Source organism: Qipengyuania sp. CAU 1752, from assembly GCF_054482615.1.
On record NZ_JBTLRE010000001.1, the window covers coordinates 130,564 to 151,887 of the forward strand.

The following is a 21,324-nucleotide window of genomic DNA, read 5'->3' on the forward strand; positions in this document are numbered from 1 at the left end:
CAGCTTCGCTCGAAAGGAGTTGCCATGCCCGATACCCTACCACCAATCCGCCATCCTGCTCGATTCGTCCCGCTCGCCGGAATTGCCACCGGCGAACCGGGTGATCCTGCCCTTGCGGTCAGCCCCGCAAACCCCGTTCCCAGCCGAGAGCAGCCCTTGCGGGGAGCCCGGGTCCTTGCGCCCGACACGGTGACGTCTGCCGGCACCGCGCTGCTCATCGACTGCAGCGCTCAAGGAACGGCAGAATTTGTCCTGTCCGACGGCTCATCGCTTACGCTGACGATGGCACCGGGGCTCACCCTGCTACCCTTCGCTGTCACCCAGTTGACGTCGGTCGACACGTCAGCAGTCCTCAACGCCTGGGTGCTCGACTGATGTTGGCCCTGCATGCACCCCGCTCCGCCCCGAAGGCCCTCGGCTTCCAGCCCTCGGCACTCGGAACGCTCCGACTCGCTTCACCTGCGCCGGCCATGTCCGAAGCGACTGCGGCAACCTTGCCCCGATTTTGGCCGACTTCGAGCGGTACGCAGTTCTTCCAGATCGCTTCCGCACCGCAAGGCGGGGCTTTTACCTTCTCCCGCGGGTTGCCGGGCTCTTTTCCCAGCAGCACCTCGCTGGCCGAGGAGCCAGTCAGGACCTCTGGGCAAGCGGATACAAGGTCTAGGCTCGGCCAGCAGTGGTCCTTTACCTTTGAAGGTAGCCGGATCGAACTTCACATTCGCCATAACCCCCATGGCTTCCTCATCCGGATCGACAACCAGTTCGTCTCTCTCGAACCCTACGAAAGCACCGGCAACGTCTTCGTCACGCTCGATTTCGGCAGCGCGGACACCCGCCGTATCGATATCATTTCCTATCAACTCAGCTTTGGCGGGGCCTATACCAGCCCAACCGACGCCATCGTCGCGGCCGAGTTACGCGGCCCGCGAACGATTGTCCTGGGTGACAGCTTTACCACCCCCGATCCGTCAAACTGGGTGGTCTGGTTCTCGCATGCCATGGGCTGGGATGATGTCTGGGCCAGCGGCGTGGGCGGAACCGGGTTCGTGGCCGATGCGGGGGGACAGTGCCTGCCCTTACCCGACCGGGTCATGACCGATGTTGTACCCTACCGGCCCGAGGTCGTCTTCCTGTCGGCCGCGCTCAATGATTTCGGAGCGAGCCCATCGAGTATCGAATCGGCTGCGGCGCGCACCGTTCGCCAGATTCGCGAACACCTTCCCGACTCCCTCGTCGTCGGAGGTACCAATACGGCTTTCGGTATCGAGTGGTGGCGCTCGGTTGACCTCGACTTGATGGAGGCGATCCGGCGCGGGATCGAATCCGCCGGCGGCCACTACATCTCACCGGTGGAAATGCCGTTTGCATTCGGGGGCCAGCCCGTTGGCATCACGGGTGCTCTTCTCAGCGCAGTGAGCGCTGGGACGCCCGGAAACGACGGGACGCCGGATGTGATCAGCTATCCCAATGGCTTTTACTGCGACACTTCCACCAGTGATCCGCTATCCTACCTGCGAGTGGGATCGACAGTCGAGATCGGCACCGGCGCCACACGCGAACGAGTGGTGATCACCAGCACATCGCAAGCCTATGCAAACACGGTTTATGGCTTCGATGGCACGATGCGATATTACCACGCCATCGGCGAGCCGGTTCGCGAGGTATCCCGTTGCGCGATTACCGGCCAGGGCACATCGGTCAACCCCACGGGTTGGGGCACGACCGATCGCTACGTTGGAGCGGACGGTTTCCATTACGGGCCCGAAGGACACCGTGCGCTCGGCGCAATCAATGCCTCGCTCCTGCGGCACCTGCTGCGGGGCCGCCCCTTGCTCTAGCGCGATATCGGAGAGGCGGCTAAGGCCTTGCAATGGCTGCCTCTCCACCCTCTCTGACCGTCGTAATCCTGACCCGCGACGAGCAGCGTCACATCGGACGCGCAATCACGTCGATCCGGCCTTTGGCCCAGCGCGTGATCGTGGTGGATTCAGGATCAACCGACGCCACTCGCGAGGTCGCGGCGAAGCTGGGCGCCGACGTGTTCGAACGGGCCTGGATCAATTACGCCGACCAGTTCCAGTGGGCGCTCGACCATTGCGCGATCACGACCGAATGGACCATGCGGCTCGACGCCGATGAGTGGCTGGGACAGGATCTGGTCGCACGCATCGCCGAATTGCTGCCCAGCCTGCCACGCGAAACAACTGCGCTCAGCCTTGATCGCCAACATCATTTCATGGGCCGCTGGATCCGCCACGGGGGTCGTTACCCGCTGCGGCTGCTGCGCATCTGGCGGACCGGCCTGGGTCATATCGAACAGCGCTGGATGGACGAACATATAGTACTGCGTGAGGGTCAGTTGCGCCATGTCCCCGGCACCTTCGTCGATGAGAACGACCATGGGCTTGGTTACTTCACCGACAAGCACAATGGCTATGCAACGCGCGAGGCGCTCGACACGCTGATCAGCAAATATGGGCTGTTCGAAGCGCCCGAAGACGACGGCTTGGCAAGCACCGACCAGGCACGCAGGGTCCGCTCAATCAAGACCGGCTGGTACAACCGCCTTCCCACCGGCCTCGGTCCGCTGGCCTATTTTCTGTATCGCTATTTCTTCCAACTCGGCTTCCTCGATGGCAAGCCGGGCCTCGTCTACCATGTCCTGCAGGGCTTCTGGTATCGCTTCTTGGTCGATGCCAAGCGGCTCGAATTCGAGCGTGCGCTCATCGATTGCAGCACTGCCGACGAAAAGATTGACCGGCTCAGCGCGCTTTCTGGACATAATTTGCGCCAATTCGCCGCCTCGGCGCTGGCTCACCGCGGCTGAAGCTAATCCTGACGGCCGGACATCGGACCGCGCAGGATACGCTCGAGGCTGCGGGTCGGCCAGCGCGCATGCTTCGCAAGACGCAGAACCTGCCCGACTATTACATCGGAGCGCCGAAAGTCCCGACCAAGCAAGAGCGGGGCGCGCTCCTTCAGATTATGCGTCTGCTGCTGTGCAAGGCGACCCGACATGGTGATGGACTGGCTGTGTAGCCGGTACGCACTCAGGAACATCCCGACTGTCGTAAAGCGTCCGCCAGCCGCGTGCATCCTTGCCAACAGGCCGGCATCCCAGCTCGAGCGGTCGCTTACCTCGAACCCTCCGCTTGCGCGGAAGATGTCTGCCGTGAAAAAGGTGCTTGGCTGGATCTGGATATAGGCTCCGCGCGCAACAGCCGGTGGCCAGTAAGGCTCCGACCAGGCCCGGCGAAGGAGAGCGCCGTTTTCGTCGATCACTTCGGCATGACCGCAGGCAACATCGACATCACTTTTACATTCGAAGAAGGACTGCATCTTCGCGAAGGCGCCGGGCAGGGCGAGGTCGTCTGAATTGAGATAGTAAAAAATCTCGCCAGTGGCTCGGGAGAATCCCTTGTTCAATCCGTCAGCAGGTCCATCATCGGGCTCGAAAACGCGCACGATGCGCGGATCGTCATAGCTCGCGATAATCTCGCGGCTGCCATCCGTAGAACCGGGATCGCAGATAATGTACTCGAATTCGGGCCCCTCCTGCGCCAGCACCGAATCGATCGTCGCCGGCAGGAACTGCGCCTGGTTGAAGGAAATGGTGACAACGCTGAACTTCGGCATCGGTTCAGCCCGCATTTCCGCCGAATTCGCGCTCGGCCACATGGCGGGCAGGGTTTCCCGCCCACACGGTGCCGGCTGGAATGTCCTTCATCGTGCATCCACGCGCACCCAGAACCGCCCCGGCACCGACGGTGACGCCAGGCCCGACGAACGCTTCTGCAGCGATCCAGGCATTGGCTCCGATCGTAATGGGCCGCGCCACAAGCTGATGAGCCGGGTCACGATGGTCATGGTCGCCCGAACACAGATAGGCCCGCTGTGAGACGATGGCTCGCTCGCCCAATGATATGGGCGCCTGACAGTAACAATCCGCACCGGGCCCGATCGAACTCCAGGCTTCCATCGTGAGATTGCGAGGCAACCATATCCGCGTTGAAGGGTAAACCTTGGCCCCTTCCCCGATGCGGGCTCCGAACAGGCGCAGCAAGACGCGCCGCCAGCCCCAGCCGATCGGCGGAGGCAGGACCCATGCCAGCAGCCTCCAGACCAATTGGAAAGCGAACCTTTCGAGCCGGTTGCCGAGCGAAAAACTGGGCCCGCCGCGAGCCGAGTTGGTTTCTCGCGCGTCGAGCGGGTCGGTCACGACTCGGGTTCCATGCGAATGTGGGCAAGTTGGTCGAGCGATCCTTCCGCCGGTCCCTTCCGGGCGCGAAGTTGCAACGAAGCCACCGCGCAACCCTCGGGCACCCGGACAGTCCATTCGCCTACCGCACCCTCGCTCGTGAAGAATGGTGACGAGCCCTTGCAACCAATCGTCCACGCAAGACGCCCGGTTCGATCTTCACCTTCAACATGCACTCGATAGCGCCCGGCTGGGGCGACGAAATCTTGCGTCAGAACCACGCCGGCCGATCTCGATACAGGGGCGAGGCTGACCCCATTACCGGTTCCCAGGCCATTGTCTTCGGAGCGAAACGGAGAGGTCGACGGCATCTGCCATTCCCCGCCTGCGGCCGGTCTGGCCGCGTCCATCCGGGCAAATTGCGGATCGTACAAGACGCCTTCGAAAGCCCGGGGGTCGGCCAGGGTAGCGCGCCAAAGCGCGAATCCGTCGGCCGCCGCAGTCTGGTGCTGCAGGCCCGCAATTACGGTAGTGATTATTGTCCTACGCCACGGTCCGTCATCAGCGTCCAGAGAACGTGCAAAGGCCAGCCGTCCGGCGATAACCTGCGGATTTTTGGCCGGGGTGTGTAGATAGGCGATCCACCAGCGTCCGCCCGAGCGGTTGGCAGCCCGAGCCGCAAGCGCTTCTGGCCCACCGCTGCGGGCGACCAGCAGGTCAGCAGCAGCGGCAGCAAATTCGCCGCCCTGGGTCCGACCTATCGCATCGACACGCTGTGCCGCAATTTCCGGCGCATTCTGCTCCAGCGCCAATTGGCCGATCCGAGCATTCGCCAGCGCATCGCGCCAGCCTAATGCCGCGGCCACATTGGCCGCTTCGACCCGCTTCGCCAACGCATTGCTTTCTATCGCCACCGACAGAGCCGGTTGGTTGTATGGCATCGCCTGCAATGAACGCAGCGCATAAGCTGAGGCAAGAGACTTCGAATTAGGCGTCTCGCTGGCGAACGAGTCGCGGGCCGCGAGCAATTGCAATCGCGTATCCTGCGGCGCAAACCCGGCTGCCAGCGACGGCTGAACTGCAGCCGCCGGCGGTCCCAGCACCGCGACTCCGGCGACCGCTATGAACGCTGCACCGACAAGCGCGAGCGAACGGCGCATCAGGTCGTCTCCGTACCGTAACTGTAATAATAACCGTATTCGTAGCCATACCCGGCGCTGTGCGGATCGAACTTGTTGAGGATGGCACCATCGACGACAATTTCATTGTTGTTGAGCCGCCGAATGGCTGCCGCCGTACGACCGTGGCTGGCCCGACCGGCCTCGATCACGAAGACGAGATGTTCGATCCTTTGCGCCAGCAAGATCGTGTCGGCGAGTCCCATCACGGGTGGACCGTCGAATACGACCACATCATAGGTCTGTCGCGCCCAGTTGCGGAACTCGTCGAATGACTCGCCTGAGAAATATTCCGGAACCGAAGGCGGCAACGGCCCCGAGGGGATCAGGTCGAGGTTGTCCATCAGCGCGATGGTGGCCTCTGCCGGCGGGATCTGTCGGGTGAGGACGTTGGTGAGGCCAACCTCGCGCGAAACCTGCGAAATGGCGTGCTGCGACGGACGCCGCAAATCGGCATCGACCACCAGCACGCGGCGTCCCTCGCGGGCAAAGCTGCGGGCGATGCCGTAGGCCGCAAGGCTCTTGCCTTCAGACTGCTGGCTGCTCGTGACAAGGATATCGCGCTCGCCGCCGGTGCCGAGCAAGCCAAGCGATGTTCGCAACGCGGCAAAGGCTTCCGAAATACTGGATTTCGGATTGGTAAGCACATCTTCGATGCCCTGGCCGGTGTCGAGCCTGGGCACACTGCCGAGGAACGGCAGGCCGAAACGCTCTGTAACATCCTCCGGCGTGCGGGCAGCGTCATCGAGGAACTCGCGCAGGAAAACATACAGGCCCGCGAGCGCGAGGCCGGCCAACAGTCCAAGTGCGACGTTTATGACGGGTCGCGGCCGGATCGGCGCAGCGGGTGCCTGCGCCTTGTCGATGATCGAAATATTGCTGTTGGCAACCCCAGCCGAGGCACTGACTTCCTGGAAGCGTGCCATCAGCGCATCATACATCTCGCGCTGCGTCGCCGCCTCGCGATTGAGGATATTATACTGCACCCGCAGACTTTGCTCCGCCGAAGAACCCGACCGCAATTGCGACACGTCTGCAGCCAGGCGTTGCTCATTGCGCAAGGCTGCCTGGTACCGCTTCCGCAGCGAACCGGTAATATCGCTGACGGCGCGATTGAGGCTGGTCCGCAACGATTCAATCCGACGGTCGTATTCCTGCATCACCGGATGTTCGGCGCGGTAACGCGAAGAATCGCGGCTGCGATCGGCGATGACTTCACCCAGTTCGCGCTGGAGCTGGTTTACGTAGGCGCTTTCCTGGACCTCCGGGATTTGCATCACATTGCCCGACGTTGAAGCGCGATAGCGTTCCTCCGCTGCAATCCTTTCTGCCCGGGCACGGCCCAGCACATCATTGGCATTGACGAGGGTACGCTGCGTCAGCGACATCGGCGCTTCATCAGCTGCTGCACCCGTGTCCAGGTTTACCAGATCGTTCGCGCGGGCATATTCGACCTGCGCCCGCTCCGCCTCTTCGAGCGCAGTCTTGGCCTCGGCAAGCTTCTCAGCCAGATATTCGCGCGCGTAGGACGAGGTATCGAAGCGCCGCTCCAGCGTGCCGGTGATGAAGGCCTCGGCATAGCCATTCGCGATCTTGGCCGCATATTCCGGATCGGGGCTGGTGAAGGTCAGGTCCAGGATGCGGCTATAGCGCGGCATATCTGCCGCGACATTCGCCAGCACGATGGCCGCGATCCTGTCGCGCCGGGTCTCGGCCATGGTCTTGCCGGGATCGGCCGCAACAGGAGCAGGCACCTGCATCCGGTCGAAGAACTGGTCATTGGCGGCAAGGTTCTCGCGCTCGATCAGGGTCATGGCCGTATCACGGCTCAGCAACACGTCGATCTGCGTCTGCAGGAAACGCTCGATGTCCCAGTCCACCGAGCGGAAGCTGGCTTCGTCCTCAAGGACTTCGTTGGTCTGGCTGTCGATCTGCAATGTCGACTTGGCAGCAAAGATCGGCGTGGTGATCAAAGTCAGCACGATAGCCGCGGCCAGCGCCAGCGCCACGATACCGCCGACGACGTAACGGTGGCGAAAGATAGCCGAATACACGCGGCGAAGGTCGATGCCGAAATTGGGCATGCCCCTTTCTTCCGCAAAGGTTTCCTTCTCGGCATTCATGGCTGGAGATCGTCCGTTCACTGGGTGAAAGTCCTGGTCAAGATTGCACCCTGATTTTAATTACCTTCGGTGACGGTGGTTGTGCCGCCGCGATCAACAAGGGCCAGGGTCGAGAATACGTTGAACAGGGGGGCAGCCTGCAACGCATCGCGATAGGCCTGCTTGAGCCCGTCAGTGCCGACAATGACCTGGTCGCCCGGCAGGATCTCGATATCCGGCATGGAACCCGCATTGATGGCGCCCAGGTCGAACAGGCCGCCGACCCGCTCGCCATTGAAACGGCGGAACACCACGACCTGGTCGAACTTGGCAACATTGGTCGGCCCCCGCGCCAAGGCTACCGCGTCGACCAGGGAAATACGCCCCGGGATTGCATAAACGCCGGGAATGGTCACCGCGCCTGCCACGGTTACCCGCTGTTGCGATGCCTCGGTAATGGCCACGGTCACACTGGGATCAACTAGGAAACGGGCGGCGAACCTGCGTTCGAGATCGCGGGCAAACTCTGCTGCCGTCAACCCGACGGCATCTACCGTGCCGAGCAAAGGCACCTGGATATTGCCGTCGGGGTCGACAATGACGCTTTCGATCGACAATTCGGGTTCGCGGTAGACCGTGATGGAAAGCGTATCGCTCGGCCCGATCTCGACCCGGCGCGGAGCGAAGATATTGCCTTCCGGGATGTTATCATATGCAGCCGCGCCGCTCGGCACGACCGGTTTCGGGCCGGTGCCACAGGCGGCAAGCGCCGCCATCAGGGCGACCGCCATGGCATGCCGGAGGCCTGTTACCAACATGATTTTCCCTTTTTCGCGTTCATGGCGCACCTAGTCCGTAGTGCCTTGTTCTGGCAATGCCTTGCGATGAATTTCCTGTGCGGCGAAAGCCAGTGCGAGCACCGTTGCAAGAGCCGTAGTGCGGAGCGGATAATCAACCGCTGAATGCAGCAGTAGCAAACCAGCCACCCACCACAGGCTCCAAGCCCCCGGAGCCGCCTTATGCCCCCAGCGTCGCAGCACCAGCAGCAGGAGCGCGCCTGGCGCAGCCCAGGCGATCACCAAGCCGAGAAGCCCGCCTTCAAGCGCAAGCTGCACATAGTCGTTGTGCGCGGCCACCACGTATCGCGCGGCCATGGTGTCGAGGTCCTCGAACGCCATGTAAACAGGCACGAAGCTTCCCCAGCCCGATCCCCACGGGAAAAAGGCACGTGTAGCTGCCCAGCTCGTCTCCAGCATGATGATACGCTGATCCTCCCCCAGCATAGCAAAGCGGGCAAACACGCTTTCAAGCGCAGGCGCCTGGCTGAGCGCGACCACCGCGAGGACGACGACTGCACCGCCGGCAAGGATCGACCGCGCACCCAGCCTGACGCTCATTGCGAAAACTACCACCATCGCCAGTGCGCCCAGCGCAATTCCGGCCCGCGATGTGGTCGCCAGCAGGCCCGCCAGAAGGATTGCCGCCGCGCCGATGCCGAGCAGGCGGCCGCGTGCCTTGCTTGCTTCGCCGACTAGCGTGGGCAGCAATACGAGCGCGCAGGCGAGGAATACAGCGTGGTGGTTGCGATTGGCAAACACTCCGGTGGCATAGCCGGCATGTTCGGTACCGTAGGGGGCCAGTCCGCCCGTGACCCGCTGAATCAATCCGAGGAAGGCCGCGATGAGCGCCAAGGCGACCACGCCTTGCAGCAATCGCAACTGTTCAGGCCAGGTAAGCCGGGCAAAGGCGACGAGCATAACCAGCGGTGCTACGATTGCCACAAGCGCACCGAGTGCCGCTCCGGGGTCGAGCGCCAATGGTCGCCAGCCGAGCGGCAGGCCAACGACGTCAAGTACCTGTGCGGCCAGCCCGCGACCAGCCAGCGCTGTCCATACGGAAGGGGGCAGCGGAACGAGTTGCAGCCATGACAGGCCATAAAGCGCCAAGGCTATTCGCGCGAACCAGCCCAATTTTCTTCCGCGCACCCCGGCCAGCAACAGGTATAGGGTCGGCAGGCTGGCGAGGAAGCAGACTAGCACATTGGCTGGACGGGCCGTTCCCCCCAGCAACAACGCAACCGCCATCTGGAATGCCACCGCTGCGAACAGATGATCGGTGTTCGCATTGCGCGCATCGCCCACGCCTGTTGTCATGATATTACTCTTCCCCCTCGAGCCATGTTCCGAGCCGCGCCGAACTGCTGGCCGCCTGACGAACGTCGGTCCGCGCAAAGCCAAGCACAGTTTCAAGCAATCTGCGCACCAGCCAGCGGGCAAACCCTTCGCCCCTGCCAGCACCGCTTTCGTCGTGTTCGTCAGGCGCATGGGTTGGACGGTCGCCACCACGCAATCGACGGGTCACGTTCTGGATCGCGCTTGTCCAACCTTGGCGATGGACCCCGCCGGCGATTCCTGCTGCCAAATGGATCCCCTTGCGCTGTCGCAGGTCTTGCAACAGCAGGTCCGGCGCCCGCTCCAACAGATCTGAATCTACTTCGACGGGGCAGCGCGACAGTGCAAGCACCCCGGGGCTGCGCCAGCGTTCGACGAGGTGGAACAGCAAAGCTGCGCCACGAGTGAAATTGCCGCGCTCGGCCCTTGTCCAGAAGCTGTCCCAGTCGATCCCGCCCTGTTGCGCCAGGTAGTCGATATCGGCCAGCACCAGGGGCCCCCCATCGAGACGGTTGCTATAAGCGCCGTGGATGACGAAATGCACCAGCATGTCCTCGGCCGCGAGGTAATGAACCGGATCCTCGGAGCCATAAGGTCTGGCGCTGGCGAACATGACCGCGCTTTCGTCGGCCGGCATGGCCCAGCCGACCGCCTCGTGCCTTTCCCATAACCGCATGTGCAATTCGACCCGCACATCCCCGGGCGAGAGCAGTGGCGGCAAGTGCTTGTCATGCTGGAGCGATTGCTCGGGCGATCGGGGGCCCGGCTCCTCCTGGTGGAAACCGTTTTCGCGCAGCAATTCGAACGCTTGCAGGGCTTGACCGCTCGCTACCAGCAGGTCGAGGTCACGCATGGGTCGCTCGGCTGCGGCCGGGTAGAGATGCCACGCGCACCAAGCCCCCTTCAGGGCAACTGCAGCTACGCCATGAGCTTCGAGCAGCGCGGAAATCTCGAACAAGGTCCGGCGCATGGCAAGCGCTCGCAGGGCAGAGTCACGATGGGCATCGCGCCAACCACCTGCAATTCTGGTCGGCACTTCGATCCCGATCTCGCCGCGGCCAAGCCGACCGTGGAGGTGGGGTTGCAAGCGGTGCTGGGCCGCCATCGCATCGACGAGTTTCCAGTCGGAATGCGACAATTGCGATGGGCGTTCGGCGTCCTGCGGGCCGAGCAGGCCCAACAGCAGGCGGCGTAGGTCGCCGGTTTTCATGAGGGCGTCAGGGTCAGTCTTGCGGAACGGTGAAGGTGCCCCTTACCCGTCCCCCCGATTCACTGGTTCCGGGGCTGGCCGAGCTGCCACCATCGACGCTGGAAACACCTGAATTAAGGTCGATCACCAGCCTTCCACCGCTCAACCGGTTGGCGCTCTGATTGAGGCGCACATTGCCGACCATGGTGATGATCCGCCGGTTGAGGTCATAAATCGCGGTGTTACCTTGGGCCCGTTCGCTACCGCGGGTCACGGTCACGCCGCCGCTGGCGATGATGCGGTTGATATCGACCCCCGCTGTACTGCTGTAAAGTAGGGTCACGCGGTCAGCCCTGACGGTGAGACCCGCCTGCTGGACCACCACCCCGCCCGAAAACACCGCGCGATCCTGGCGATCCTGGATCTCGAACCTTCCGGCATCGACATTGATGGGCGCGCGCGAATTGTGTCCGGAGATGGCCTGGGCGTGCAGCTGGATCCCGCCAGCTATCGCACAGGTGGCAGCAAATGCGATAATGAAGCGCTGCAATGCGCGGGTGGACGAAAGTTTCATCACTGCATCCTCAATTCGCTGGGCATCGCACCGGGTATGATGCGCATCTTGACGTTACCAATCAGCGTTGTCGTGCGGGCGGCCAAGTCTATTCGCATTTGGTTGGCGGAGAAGGTCCCGGCGGGGATCGCACCGCGCACTCCGCCTGACCCGGTGACGACCTTGTCGGCGAGATTGATGGCCACTCCTTCGGCCACGAAGCGATATCCATTCGCAGACGACATGCGCAACGGCCCATCAACCTCCAGCATGTCTTTTTCGATCGTGTAGGCCCCGCCCTCGGCGGTCAATTGCCCAGGCCCGTCCTGCAACAGGATCCGGGCCACGACATCGCGCAATCGCACGATGCCTTCGGCGCTCGACTGCTGGACCGCCTCGTCGGCGGTGAGCGAGAATGGCCGCCCCTGGTTGTCAGTCCCGCGGTACAACGCATTGTCGACCCGCAGGCGTTCCTCGATCACGGCGACCTTGTCACGGTCGAGCAAGAAAGAAATCTCGCCGCGCGGGCTCAAGGGTGTGATGACCATCAGGGCCGCTACGACACCAACCGCCATGGGCAGTGACCAGCCGAGGAACCGCACCAGCCTGTCATGGAAACCACCGGGCGCGGCGAAAGCCTGGCGGCCCTGCCGCAACTCCTTCGCGTCCTGCGTCTCGATCCGGTGATGCTTGGCCATGACAGCGCGCGCAGAGGTCCTAGGTGTGGCTGAAGATATCGTGGTCTTCCCAACCGGCAATGTCGAGCCTCGCGCGGGTAGGAAGGAAATCGAAACAGGCCTGGGCGATGTCCATCCGGCCTTCGCGTTCGAGCCGGGGAACAAGCGCCTCGCGCATGCGATGCAAATAGCGCACATCGCTGGCCGCATAGTCGCGCTGCGCATCGTTGATATGAGGCGCACCCCAATCGCTCGACTGTTGTTGCTTGGACAGGTTCTCGCCAAGCAGTTCCTCGGCCAGGTTTTTCAGGCCGTGGCGATCAGTATAGGTGCGCACCAGCTTGCTGGCGATCTTTGTGCAGAACACCGGTGCCGCCATGAGGCCCAGATAATATTCGATCGCGGCGAGGTCGAAGCGGGCGAAATGATAGAGCTTAAGACGGCTTTCATCGCCGAGCAGCGCCTTGAGATTGGGTGCATCGTAATTACTGCCAGGCGCAAAGCGTACGAGATGTTCGTCGGGTCCGCCGTCGCTGATCTGCACGATGCACAACCGGTCGCGCCGGGTGACGAGACCCATGGTCTCGCTGTCCACGGCCAGCGGGCTGTCCCCTGCAAGGACGCCTGCAGGAAGGTCTTCTTCATGAAAATGCACTGTCATATGTGGCTCGCTCTAGGCGCATTGGGGAAAGAGGAAAAGGGGTGCTGGTTCAGGGAGCCAACGCAAGCTACCCGATAGCCATGCCCTATCAAGTTCCCGGCAGCTGGAAAGAGGCTCTTGCCGAAGCGCTCGCGTTGCCGGAGACGCGCCGGCTGGCAGACTGGCTTGCGGCCCAAGAGGTGGCCGGAAAGTCCATTTTTCCTCCCGCCAATCAGCGAATGGCTGCGCTCGAACTGACTCCTCTAGAGGGCGTGAAGGTCGTGATACTTGGACAGGATCCCTATCACGGACCGGGGCAGGCCCGCGGGCTCAGCTTCTCCGTGCCGCGCGGAATGAAACTACCGCCAAGCCTGCGCAACATTTACCGCGAACTGCACAGTGATCTCGGCCTGATACCGCCGACACACGGCAATCTGGAAGCGTGGGCACGGCAAGGAGTGCTGTTGCTCAACACCAGTCTCAGCGTGGAAGCGGACCAGGCCGGGAGCCACGCCGGCAAGGGCTGGGAAGCGATCACCGATGCCGCCGTCGCCGCGGTGGCGCGTGCGGATCGACCAAGCGTGTTTATTCTGTGGGGCAAGCATGCGCAGAAAAAGGTCGGGATCATTCCAGAATTGCGAACTGGGCCACACCTCATCCTGTCATCGGCCCACCCCAGCCCGTTATCCGCCCATCGCGGCTTTTTCGGATCGCGCCCATTCAGTCAGGCGAATACCTTTCTCGAAAGCCGTGGACGCGGGCCGATTGATTGGTCACTCTGAAGCCATGACCGAGGAGGAAGCCCGCACCGCCTTGCTCGCCCGACAGGCCGAACTGGCCGAGGAGGACCGGATGAGTGCGGAGGGGCGCGAACCGGTGACATTACAGCAGGACAGCGTGGGACGGCTAAGCCGGATGGACGCCATGCAGCAGCAGGCCATGGCGCAGGCGCAGGAGCGGCGCCGCCATGCCGAGCGGGCGCGAATCGCCGCAGCGCTGGTGCGGATCGAGGAGGGGGAATGGGGCTATTGCGTCCATTGCGGCGAGGAGATCGCCGAACAGCGCCTGCGCAATGATCCGAGCGTTCCCCGCTGCGTTGGTTGCGCGGGCGGTGCCGAGCGTTGACAGCGCTCGAAAGCTAGAACCGGGTGACCGCGCGCAGGGACATCGCCCAGCCCGGGCGGCGAGCTGCAATCGAACTGTCGATGTATTGCACATCGGCCGTCATGCGCAGCGGCTTGGCAACCTGAAAAGTGTAAAAGGCCTCGATGCCTTCCTCGTCCTCAAGCGCAATGAAGGGGGCAAGCTCGTCGACCAGCCCATCGCTGAGCGAATAGCGAAACCAGGCGACGCCAAAATGGTCCTGCGGCCGGTTGGGGACGTTGCCCGAAACGCCGAAAAATCCGCTCACGTCCAGCGGCGTGGGATCGCCGTCAGAAAAGAACACCTGCCCGAACACGCCCCAGCCCGCGTCGGGCGTATCGGCGTAAGTCTCCACGAATTGGTATCCAGCCAGCACAATGCTGGCCGTACCCTGCTTGCGGCCAAAGTGCGAACCGGGGGGCGGGATGAGAGGGGCGGGCAGAACCTCGACCGGCGGACCTGTTCGTGTCGTACCGGCCAGCTTCACCGCGTAATAGCCCGGCTGGCCGCCCAGCTTTACCGGTACAGTGACCGAGGCCAACATGCCAACGCCAGTGGCGAAAGGGTCTTCAAAGCCGGTGTCCTGCGTGCGCAATTCGGGGTCATAGACCCACAGTCGGAACAGCGCGTCCTTGGTCGGGACCGTCAGCATTGCGCCGACCAGTTCCTGCGGCACAATCGTGCTCGGCGGCAGCGCGAAAGCGAGGTTCTGGAACCCTTCTATCCCACCCCCGCCGATGATCGGCAAGCCTGCTGCAAGATCGAGCACATTTACCTTGCCGACTTCCAGCGACGTGCCCGATTTCCAGGTCTTGGTGACGCTGAGCGAAAGGTCGAATTGCTCCCCTTCGTCCTTGGGATAAAACAGGCCGGTCTGCACTGGCAGCAAGCCTATCTGGCCATTGATGGACTTACCGTAACGCAATTCAGGGTGGAGCTTGATGGCAAAGCTGTCATCCAGCCCGACCGCCGAACCAGCCAACTCGGCATAGACATCAAACCGTCCGCCATATGCAGCCTCATCCTCCACACCCTCGCGCACAGAAGTGGCAAGAAATTGAGTCCAGGCAATCTCGATATCGAAGGGTTCTTTTTTGTCGCCCGCAGGTTCGTGTGCACTTGCAGGTGCCGTCGTCGCAATCGGTGCAGCTTCGGCCTGAGCATCGGTTGGCGCGACGTTGTCCTGCGCCGAGAGCGTAGTGCTGGTAAAAAATACGCTGCCCACCATGGCAGCTTCGCGCAAACGCAATGCCTTAGCCTTCCAGAATTGGCCTACCCTTCACGGGCAGGCCATATGCGCGATCGAGATTGGATGTACCGCATAATGACTGGCGAGCAATAGCAATGGGTGACGTTTTCGGCAGGTAAATCATCGGGGTAGGCTGCTTGCTCCCATCAATGCCTCGTCCACGGCGCGAGCGCATTGGCGACCTTCGCGGATCGCCCAGACCACCAGGCTCTGCCCGCGACGCATGTCACCACACGTATAGATGCCCGGCTCGCTGGTGAGATAGACCTGTTCATCGGCGCAGACATTGCCGCGATCAGTGAGGGCCACGCCCGCCTTGTCGAGCAGGCCGCGCTTCCTTGGGCCAGTAAAGCCCATTGCAAGCAGGATCAGGTTGGCCGGCAGGGTGAATTCGCTGCCCTCGACCTCGTGGAACTTGCCGTCCCTCCACTCGATCCGGACACATTCGAGCCCGGTCATGGTTTCGCCATCGCCGACAACCCGCTTGGTCAGCACCGACCAATCGCGCTTGGCACCTTCTTCATGACTGGAAGAGGTACGCAGCTTCAACGGCCAGTCGGGCCAGGTCATGGCCTTGTCTTCCTTTTCTGGTGGCCTGGGCATGATTTCGAGCTGGGTCACGCTCTTGGCGCCTTGGCGATTGGAGGTACCGACACAATCGCTGCCGGTATCGCCGCCACCAATCACGATGACATGCTTACCCTTGGCGGTCAGCGTTCCGCGCGGTGCGGCGCGCACTTCGTCATCCCCGGCATTGCGCTTGTTCTGCTGGGTAAGGAATTCCATCGCGAACCGTACGCCGGCCATTTCTGCGCCGGGAATATGGAGCGGGCGCGGCTCTTCCGCTCCGCCGGCCAGCACCAGCGCGTCGAAGTTCTCGCGCAGCGCCTGGAAACTGACCTCGACACCGACCTCGGCGCTGGTCTTGAAGGTCACACCCTCGGCTTCCATCTGCACGCAGCGCCGGTTGATGAGGTGCTTCTCCATCTTGAAGTCGGGGATGCCGTAGCGCAGCAAGCCGCCGATCCGGTCGCTTTTCTCGAACACCGTCACCGCATGGCCAACCCGCGCCAGTTGCTGCGCGCAGGCAAGCCCGGCCGGACCGCTGCCAATCACCGCGACCGACTTTCCGGTCTGCGTCTTCGGCGGTTCGGGCTTGACCCAGCCTTCGCGCCACCCACGGTCGATAATGGCGGCCTCGATGCTCTTGATGGTGACCGGCTGGTCGATGATGTTGAGCGTGCAGGCCGCCTCGCACGGGGCGGGGCAGATGCGCCCGGTAAATTCAGGGAAATTGTTGGTCGAATGCAGTACGCGCAGCGCACTCTTCCAATTGTCTTCATAGACCAGGTGGTTCCAGTCGGGGATGATATTATTCACCGGGCAACCGGTGTGACAGTAGGGAATCCCGCAATTCATGCAGCGGCTGGCCTGCGCGGAAAGCTCCTCCACCGGAGGTTCATTGGTGAACTCGCGCCAGTTCTTGAGCCGCTCTTGCGGATCAATGTAATCGCGCTCGCGGCGATCCAGTTCGAGGAACCCGGTTTCCTTGCCCATTGCGTGTGCCCTTACTCTGCCGCTTCCATTGCCGCTTCGCGCCGTTCGCCCTCAAGAGCTTTCAGCGCACGGCGGTAATCGGTCGGCATGACCTTGATGAATTTCGGTAGGCTCGCGTCCCAATCATCGAGCAGTTGCGAGGCCTTGGCCGAACCGGTGTGCAGCTTGTGCCGTTCGACCAGGATGCGCAACCGTTCGGCATCGTGGTGCAGCATGTCACCGAGGCCGAAATCATGGACGCTGGAAGGGCGCTGGCGGGGTGGATTATCGCTCTCGAGATCACCATCGCTTGCGACGATCCGTTCCAGTTCGACCTGCGCCGGATTGACCAAGTCGGCAAAGCTGCAGTCTTCATCGAGGACATAGGCAATCCCGCCGCTCATCCCGGCGGCAAAATTGCGCCCGGTCTTGCCCAGCACCACCACGACCCCACCGGTCATGTATTCACAGGCATGGTCGCCAGTACCTTCGACGACGGCGATGGCGCCTGAATTGCGGACCGCGAAGCGCTCGCCCGCAACCCCTTCAAAATAGGCTTCGCCAGCGATGGCGCCGTAGAGCACGGTATTGCCGACGATGATGTTCTCGCCCGGCGCCCTAGTGGATACCTCAGGTTGGCGTACGATGATGCGTCCGCCGCTCAAGCCCTTCCCGACATAGTCGTTGGCATCGCCGGTCAGGTCGAGCGTGACGCCGTGCGCGAGCCAGGCACCAAAGCTCTGCCCGGCCACGCCGTTCAGGTTTACGCGGATGCTGTCTGGAGCCAGTCCTTCATGCCCGTATCCCCTGGCGATTTCGCCCGACAACATGGCGCCAACCGTGCGGTGGACGTTGCGGATCTCTCGCTCGAGCACGACTGGCTTGCCATCGACCAGCGCTGGCTTGCAGGCGGCAATCAATTCATTGTCCATGGCCGCGCCGAGACCGTGATCCTGTTCCTCGACATGGCGCAAGGATGCACCTTCGGGAAGGTCGACCTGGTGTAGCAGGCGAGCAAGATCCACGCCGGATGCTTTCCAGTGCCGCTGTGCACGCCGCATGTCGAGCCGGTCGACCCGTCCGATCATATCCTCGACCGTCCGGAAGCCCATGTCAGCCATGATCTGACGCAATTCTTCGGCCACGAAGAAGAAGTAATTGATGACATGCTCGGGCGTCCCGGTGAAACGCTTGCGAAGCTCGGGGTCCTGTGTTGCTACGCCAACCGGGCAGGTGTTGAGGTGGCACTTCCGCATCATGATGCAGCCAGCCGCGATCAGCGGGGCCGTGGCAAAGCCGAACTCGTCGGCGCCGAGCAGCGCACCGATGGCAACGTCGCGCCCGGTCCGCAAACCGCCATCGACCTGGACCGCGATGCGGCTCCGCAGATCATTGAGCAGCAGCGTCTGCTGGGTTTCAGCCAGGCCGATCTCCCACGGGGAGCCGGCATGGGTCAGGCTGGTCAGCGGGCTCGCCCCGGTACCGCCTTCATAGCCTGAAATGGTGACGTGGTCGGCGCGCGCCTTGGAAACGCCGGCGGCAACTGTGCCGACGCCGACTTCGGACACCAGCTTGACCGAAATCCGGGCCTCGGGCTGAACATTCTTGAGATCGTGGATCAGCTGCGCGAGATCCTCGATCGAATAGATATCGTGATGCGGTGGCGGCGAGATCAGGCCCACGCCAGGGGTCGAGTGGCGCACCGCGCCGATCCGCTTGTCGACCTTGTGGCCGGGCAACTGGCCGCCTTCGCCGGGCTTTGCGCCCTGTGCCATCTTGATCTGGATATCATCGGAATTGACCAGGTACTCGGTTGTCACCCCGAAGCGTCCGCTCGCAACCTGCTTGATGCGGCTGCGCATCGAATCGCCATTGTCGAGCGGCAGGAAGCGGAACGGCTCCTCGCCACCTTCACCGGTGTTGGAGCGGCCGCCGATCCGGTTCATGGCGATGGCCAGCGTCGAATGCGCCTCGTGGCTGATCGAACCGAAGCTCATGGCCCCGGTGCTGAAGCGCTTGACGATTTCGACCGCCGGTTCGACCTCGTCGATCGGGATCGGCTTATCCGCCTGCTTGAGCTCCATCAGCCCGCGGATTGTCAGCAGCCGTTCGGACTGCTCGTTGATCGATTGTGCGAACTCCTCGTAATTGGCCGCGTCGTTGCCGCGAACAGCGTGTTGCAGGGCGGCGATATTTGTCGGCGTCCAGGCATGATCTTCGCCGCGCAGGCGATATTGATAGATGCCGCCGATATCGAGCATCTCGCGGTGGACCGGATCGTCGCCATAGGCGATTTCGTGCCGCCGCACGGCTTCCTCGGCCACTTCCTTCAGGCCGATGCCTTCGATGGTGGTGGCTGTGCCAGTGAAATAGCTATCGATTAGATCGGTCGAAAGCCCGACCGCGTCGAAGATCTGCGCTCCGCAATAGGACTGGTAAGTGCTGATGCCCATCTTGGACATGACCTTGCGGATGCCCTTGCCGACAGCCTTGATATAGTTCGTCTGCACATCAGCGGGTGCGAGCGAGGCGAACTTGCGTTGCCGCAGGTCCTCGAGCGTTTCGAAGGCAAGATAGGGATTGATCGCCTCGGCGCCGTAGCCGGCGAGCACGCAATAGTGGTGCACCTCGCGCGCTTCACCCGTTTCGACGATCAGCCCTGTCTGCATCCGGAGACCTTGGCGGACGAGGTGATGGTGCACGGCGGCCGTTGCCAGCAGAGCCGGGATCGGAATGCGATTCTCGCTTTGCCCGCGGTCGGACAGGATCAGGATATTGGCATCCTGCAACACCGCCTCGGTCGCGGCCCAGCACATTTCCTTGAGCGCATAGGCAAGCCCCTGCGCTCCGCTGACAGCATCCCACGTGATATCCACCGTGGCAGTTCGGAAGGCACCGTCGAGCGCATTTTCAACCGAACGAATTTTGGCCAGATCCTCGTTGGTGAGGATCGGCTGGGTGACTTCCAGACGCTTGTGTGTGCCCGCATCGCGGCCGAGAAGGTTAGGGCGCGGACCGATCATCGACAGCAGGCTCATCACCAGTTCCTCGCGGATCGGATCAATCGGCGGATTGGTGACCTGGGCAAAGTTCTGCTTGAAATAATCGTAGAGCAGCCGGCTTTTCTCGCTCAGCACCGCAATCGGTGTGTCGGTGCCCATCGAGCCGATCGGATCGTCGCCGTCGACTGCCATTGGTTCGAGGAAGCGGGTGATGTCTTCCTGGGTGTAGCCGAACGCCTGCTGGCGCTGCATCAACGAAGTCGTACTTAGGGTAACCTCGGCCAGCTCGGGATCGATTATGTCGAGGTCGGCCAGCTTGTATTGTGCCGCGTCGAGCCAGTCGGCGTAGGGATGCGCCTGGCTCAGTTCTGCCTTGAGCTCGGCATCCTCGATAATGCACCCCTGTTCGAGGTCGATGACGAACATCTTGCCCGGCTGGAGGCGCCACTTGCGGATGATGTCCTCCTCGGCAAACGGCAGCACGCCACTTTCCGAAGCGAGGCAGACAATATCATCCTTGGTCACGCAGAAGCGGGCGGGGCGCAGGCCGTTACGGTCGAGCGTGGCCCCGATCTGGCGACCATCGGTAAAGGCGACCGCGGCCGGGCCGTCCCAAGGCTCCATCAGCGCAGCATGATACTCGTAGAATGCGCGGCGGCCGGGATCCATCAGCGGGTTCTTGGCCCAGGCTTCCGGGATCAGCATCATCATCGCATGGGCCAGGCTGTACCCACCCACCAGCAACAGCTCGAGCGCGTTGTCGAGGCAGGCGGTGTCGGATTGTCCGTGCGGGATAAGCGGCCACATCTTGTCGAGATCGGGGCCGAGCAATTCGCTTTCCATCGTCCGCCGGCGCGCATTCATCCAGTTGACGTTGCCGCGCACGGTGTTGATCTCGCCATTATGCGCCATGAAGCGATAGGGGTGGGCGAGCCGCCAGCTGGGGAAGGTGTTGGTCGAGAACCGCTGGTGGACGAGGCCGAGTGCCGAACGACAGTCAGGATTGCGCAAATCGTCGTAAAAAGAACCGACTTGGTTCGCCAGCAATAATCCCTTGTACACAATGGTTCGTGACGAGAAGCTGGGAATATAGCTTTCGGTTAATCCCGGCAGGTCATGTTTGATCGCCAACCGCGCAAGCGGATTGAGCGTCTGCTTGCGGATGACCACCAGCTTGCGTTCGAAGGCGTCCTGATCGGCGCAATTGGTCCCACGCGCGATCACGCATTGGCGGATTACCGGCATCGAATCGATGACCGCCTTGCCGAGGCCATCGCTGGTCAGCGGGACATCGCGCCAGCCGACGATGCGCTGACCTTCCTTGTCCGCAAATTTCTCCAGCTGCTCGGCAACGAAATCACGCGCCGCCTCGTCCTGCGGCAGGAAGCACATGGCCACGCCGTAATCGCCCGGCTGGGGCAAGTCGTGGCCATGCTGGTCGGCCCACTTGCGGAATATCGCATCGGGTATCTGCAACAGTATGCCAGCGCCATCGCCCAGCAGCGGGTCCGCCCCCACCGCGCCGCGGTGGTCGATATTCTCCAGGATCTGCAAAGCCTGAGTGACGATATCGTGGCTCCGCTCACCCTTGATATGTGCGACGAAGCCGACGCCGCAGGCGTCATGTTCATTGCGCGGATCATACAGGCCCTGCGAAGCGGGAAGGTCCATCAAATCTATTCCTGT

Annotated in this window: 18 protein-coding genes; 5 read left to right on the forward strand and 13 right to left on the reverse strand. The window is 62.3% G+C overall.

Annotated features, from left to right (window positions below; all coding sequences use genetic code 11):
* The first annotated feature begins 24 nt into the window (after nt 1–24).
* The 3 genes from ACXYL9_RS00615 to ACXYL9_RS00625 all read left to right on the forward strand — a co-directional run bounded on the left by ACXYL9_RS00615 (nt 25) and on the right by ACXYL9_RS00625 (nt 2,827).
* Nucleotides 25–375, forward strand: a complete 351-nt coding sequence (locus tag ACXYL9_RS00615) for a hypothetical protein (RefSeq protein ID WP_459037650.1) — start codon at nt 25–27, stop codon at nt 373–375.
* Nucleotides 376–470: 95 nt separating this feature from the next.
* Nucleotides 471–1,838: an SGNH/GDSL hydrolase family protein gene (locus ACXYL9_RS00620; protein WP_459037651.1), complete on the forward strand. Its 1,368-nt coding sequence runs from the start codon at nt 471–473 to the stop codon at nt 1,836–1,838.
* 32 nt (nt 1,839–1,870) lie between these two features.
* Entirely contained in the window at nt 1,871–2,827 is a 957-nt protein-coding gene (locus tag ACXYL9_RS00625) for a glycosyltransferase family 2 protein (RefSeq protein WP_459037652.1), read from the forward strand.
* Nucleotides 2,828–2,829: 2 nt separating this feature from the next.
* Here the strand turns inward: ACXYL9_RS00625 and ACXYL9_RS00630 are convergent, their stop codons facing one another.
* From ACXYL9_RS00630 to ACXYL9_RS00675, 10 genes are read right to left on the reverse strand one after another with little or no spacing between them, the layout of a single operon-like run.
* A complete protein-coding gene (locus tag ACXYL9_RS00630) occupies nt 2,830–3,636 on the reverse strand; it encodes a glycosyltransferase family 2 protein (protein WP_459037653.1) in 807 nt (268 codons plus the stop codon).
* A 4-nt stretch (nt 3,637–3,640) separates the two neighbouring features.
* Nucleotides 3,641–4,219 (reverse strand): LbetaH domain-containing protein, encoded by a 579-nt coding sequence (locus ACXYL9_RS00635; RefSeq protein ID WP_459037654.1) that lies wholly within the window; start codon nt 4,217–4,219, stop codon nt 3,641–3,643.
* Nucleotides 4,216–5,358, reverse strand: a complete 1,143-nt coding sequence (locus ACXYL9_RS00640; protein ID WP_459037655.1) for a hypothetical protein — start codon at nt 5,356–5,358, stop codon at nt 4,216–4,218. Before ACXYL9_RS00640 ends, ACXYL9_RS00635 begins: the two co-directional genes overlap by 4 nt.
* Nucleotides 5,358–7,499 (reverse strand): GumC family protein, encoded by a 2,142-nt coding sequence (locus ACXYL9_RS00645; RefSeq protein ID WP_459037656.1) that lies wholly within the window; start codon nt 7,497–7,499, stop codon nt 5,358–5,360. Before ACXYL9_RS00645 ends, ACXYL9_RS00640 begins: the two co-directional genes overlap by 1 nt.
* A gap of 56 nt (nt 7,500–7,555) precedes the next feature.
* Nucleotides 7,556–8,296 carry a polysaccharide biosynthesis/export family protein gene (locus ACXYL9_RS00650; protein WP_459037657.1) on the reverse strand — a complete coding sequence of 247 codons (741 nt, stop codon included), beginning with the start codon at nt 8,294–8,296 and terminating at the stop codon, nt 7,556–7,558.
* Between the two features lie 30 nt (nt 8,297–8,326).
* Nucleotides 8,327–9,631, reverse strand: coding sequence for an O-antigen ligase family protein (locus tag ACXYL9_RS00655; RefSeq protein ID WP_459037658.1), 1,305 nt, complete (start codon nt 9,629–9,631; stop codon nt 8,327–8,329).
* Nucleotides 9,632–9,635: 4 nt separating this feature from the next.
* On the reverse strand, nt 9,636–10,859 hold the full coding sequence (locus ACXYL9_RS00660) for a nucleotidyltransferase domain-containing protein (RefSeq protein WP_459037659.1): 1,224 nt from the start codon (nt 10,857–10,859) through the stop codon (nt 9,636–9,638).
* Between the two features lie 13 nt (nt 10,860–10,872).
* Nucleotides 10,873–11,412 carry an LptA/OstA family protein gene (locus tag ACXYL9_RS00665; protein ID WP_459037660.1) on the reverse strand — a complete coding sequence of 180 codons (540 nt, stop codon included), beginning with the start codon at nt 11,410–11,412 and terminating at the stop codon, nt 10,873–10,875.
* Nucleotides 11,412–12,089 (reverse strand): LPS export ABC transporter periplasmic protein LptC, encoded by a 678-nt coding sequence (gene lptC / locus ACXYL9_RS00670; protein WP_459037661.1) that lies wholly within the window; start codon nt 12,087–12,089, stop codon nt 11,412–11,414. Before lptC ends, ACXYL9_RS00665 begins: the two co-directional genes overlap by 1 nt.
* 19 nt (nt 12,090–12,108) lie before the next feature.
* On the reverse strand, nt 12,109–12,729 hold the full coding sequence (locus ACXYL9_RS00675; RefSeq protein ID WP_459037662.1) for a ribonuclease D: 621 nt from the start codon (nt 12,727–12,729) through the stop codon (nt 12,109–12,111).
* Nucleotides 12,730–12,809: 80 nt separating this feature from the next.
* On the opposite strand from ACXYL9_RS00675, the gene ung reads away from it, so the two are divergent.
* The gene (gene ung / locus ACXYL9_RS00680) at nt 12,810–13,490 is read left to right on the forward strand and encodes a uracil-DNA glycosylase (protein WP_459037663.1); all 681 of its coding nucleotides are present in this window, start codon (nt 12,810–12,812) and stop codon (nt 13,488–13,490) included.
* Between the two features lie 4 nt (nt 13,491–13,494).
* Nucleotides 13,495–13,833, forward strand: a complete 339-nt coding sequence (locus ACXYL9_RS00685) for a TraR/DksA C4-type zinc finger protein (RefSeq protein WP_459037664.1) — start codon at nt 13,495–13,497, stop codon at nt 13,831–13,833.
* 13 nt (nt 13,834–13,846) lie between these two features.
* Here the strand turns inward: ACXYL9_RS00685 and ACXYL9_RS00690 are convergent, their stop codons facing one another.
* From ACXYL9_RS00690 to gltB, 3 genes are all read right to left on the reverse strand, one after another.
* A complete protein-coding gene (locus tag ACXYL9_RS00690; RefSeq protein WP_459037665.1) occupies nt 13,847–15,094 on the reverse strand; it encodes a carbohydrate porin in 1,248 nt (415 codons plus the stop codon).
* Between the two features lie 126 nt (nt 15,095–15,220).
* Nucleotides 15,221–16,657, reverse strand: coding sequence for a glutamate synthase subunit beta (locus ACXYL9_RS00695; RefSeq protein WP_459037666.1), 1,437 nt, complete (start codon nt 16,655–16,657; stop codon nt 15,221–15,223).
* A gap of 11 nt (nt 16,658–16,668) precedes the next feature.
* Complete coding sequence (gene gltB, locus ACXYL9_RS00700; protein WP_459037667.1) at nt 16,669–21,309, reverse strand: glutamate synthase large subunit; 4,641 nt, start codon at nt 21,307–21,309, stop codon at nt 16,669–16,671.
* Between the last annotated feature and the right edge of the window lie 15 nt (nt 21,310–21,324).

Excerpts from the sequence above, each read along its gene's own strand:
- ACXYL9_RS00615 (WP_459037650.1), top strand. The coding sequence starts at position 25 with ATGCCCGATACCCTACCACCAATCCGCCATCCTGCTCGATTCGTCCCG.
- ACXYL9_RS00620 (WP_459037651.1), top strand. The coding sequence starts at position 471 with ATGTCCGAAGCGACTGCGGCAACCTTGCCCCGATTTTGGCCGACTTCG.
- ACXYL9_RS00625 (WP_459037652.1), top strand. The coding sequence starts at position 1,871 with ATGGCTGCCTCTCCACCCTCTCTGACCGTCGTAATCCTGACCCGCGAC.
- ACXYL9_RS00630 (WP_459037653.1), bottom strand. The coding sequence starts at position 3,636 with ATGCCGAAGTTCAGCGTTGTCACCATTTCCTTCAACCAGGCGCAGTTC.
- ACXYL9_RS00640 (WP_459037655.1), bottom strand. The coding sequence starts at position 5,358 with ATGCGCCGTTCGCTCGCGCTTGTCGGTGCAGCGTTCATAGCGGTCGCC.
- ACXYL9_RS00645 (WP_459037656.1), bottom strand. The coding sequence starts at position 7,499 with ATGAATGCCGAGAAGGAAACCTTTGCGGAAGAAAGGGGCATGCCCAAT.
- ACXYL9_RS00650 (WP_459037657.1), bottom strand. The coding sequence starts at position 8,296 with ATGTTGGTAACAGGCCTCCGGCATGCCATGGCGGTCGCCCTGATGGCG.
- ACXYL9_RS00655 (WP_459037658.1), bottom strand. The coding sequence starts at position 9,631 with ATGACAACAGGCGTGGGCGATGCGCGCAATGCGAACACCGATCATCTG.
- ACXYL9_RS00660 (WP_459037659.1), bottom strand. The coding sequence starts at position 10,859 with ATGAAAACCGGCGACCTACGCCGCCTGCTGTTGGGCCTGCTCGGCCCG.
- ACXYL9_RS00665 (WP_459037660.1), bottom strand. The coding sequence starts at position 11,412 with ATGAAACTTTCGTCCACCCGCGCATTGCAGCGCTTCATTATCGCATTT.
- lptC (WP_459037661.1), bottom strand. The coding sequence starts at position 12,089 with ATGGCCAAGCATCACCGGATCGAGACGCAGGACGCGAAGGAGTTGCGG.
- ACXYL9_RS00675 (WP_459037662.1), bottom strand. The coding sequence starts at position 12,729 with ATGACAGTGCATTTTCATGAAGAAGACCTTCCTGCAGGCGTCCTTGCA.
- ung (WP_459037663.1), top strand. The coding sequence starts at position 12,810 with ATGCCCTATCAAGTTCCCGGCAGCTGGAAAGAGGCTCTTGCCGAAGCG.
- ACXYL9_RS00685 (WP_459037664.1), top strand. The coding sequence starts at position 13,495 with ATGACCGAGGAGGAAGCCCGCACCGCCTTGCTCGCCCGACAGGCCGAA.
- ACXYL9_RS00695 (WP_459037666.1), bottom strand. The coding sequence starts at position 16,657 with ATGGGCAAGGAAACCGGGTTCCTCGAACTGGATCGCCGCGAGCGCGAT.
- gltB (WP_459037667.1), bottom strand. The coding sequence starts at position 21,309 with ATGGACCTTCCCGCTTCGCAGGGCCTGTATGATCCGCGCAATGAACAT.